The sequence below is a fragment of the Nitrospirillum amazonense genome (assembly GCF_029594735.1).
Classification (GTDB): Bacteria; Pseudomonadota; Alphaproteobacteria; order Azospirillales; family Azospirillaceae; genus Nitrospirillum; species Nitrospirillum amazonense.
In genome coordinates, this window is sequence record NZ_JARPAF010000025.1 from 1 (window position 1) to 1,125 (window position 1,125).

Below are 1,125 nucleotides of genomic sequence, written 5' to 3' on the forward strand. Positions count from 1 at the left end.
GTCAACCCCGGGGTCAGCCAGCTGGTGGTTAGCGGCTTGGCCAGCATCACCGGCGGCAAGGTCAGCGCCAGCCTGTCCAGCACGGGCAACTACCTGGCGGGTGGCAATTACACCCTGGTGCAGGGCGGCGCGGGATCCAACTACACCGGTGCCACCCTCACCGTCACGGGCGGTGCGTTGGGCCTTAGCACCGGCACGTCCATCGCCACCATCGGCGGCAATGTCGACCTGCTGCTGGCCGTCAACAACGACTATGTCGGCGGCACGCTGGCCACGCTCACCAACACCGGCACCATCAGCGCCAATACCGGCATCCATATCACCAACGGCGGCTCGGTTGGCGTCGTCACCAACAGCGGGCTGCTGAACGGCCGGTACGCCTTCGTCAATCAGGGCAGTGTGGGCACCCTGGTCAACACCGGCGTGATCGCCGCGGGCAGCACCGGGGTCCAGGGCCAGGGCAACTACGGCACGGTCGTCAACAGCGGCACCATCAGCGGCGTCAGCGTGGCCGTGGCCTTCGGCGGGTCCGTCGGCACCCTGGTCAACAGCGGGCTGATCAACGGCTCGCAGGCGCTCTACATCGGCAGCATCCTGGGCACGCTGGTGAACACCGGCACCATCGCCGGGACCATCAACAATGCCGGCGGCGGCCCGCTGACCATCATCGGCGGGACGGGCGGCACCATCGGCACCCTGACCGGCCAATCCGGCGCCGTCGGCGCGCTGGCCAGCAACGCCAACGTGGTGCTGGCCTCGGGCAGCCTGCTGCTGAACGATCAGGTTGTCCTGGGCGGCAACACCCTGTCCAACATGGGCGCCTCGGTGCGGCTGGGCACGCTGATCAGCGTCACGGGCCAGTACAGCCAGACAGCCGGTACCCTGGATGTCGGCGCGGGCCGCCTGGTGGTCAGCGGTGCGGCCAGCATCACCGGCGGCACGGTCGTGGCCACGCTGTCCGGCACCGCCAACTATCTGGCGGGACAGGTCAGCTCCACCACCCTGGTGACGGGCGGCGTCGGCTCCAACTACACCGGCGCCAACGTGGCGGCGGGGGGCGTGACCGGCTTGGCCGTGACCGGCACCACCAGCGGCACCAATCTGGTCGTCGCGGGCCTGAACGAC

General features: G+C 69.3%; 1 protein-coding gene. It reads left to right on the forward strand.

Annotated features, from left to right (window positions below):
- Positions 1-1,125: beta strand repeat-containing protein (locus tag P5F91_RS29810; protein WP_277909158.1), on the forward strand; the 1,125-nt coding region annotated here is incomplete at both ends.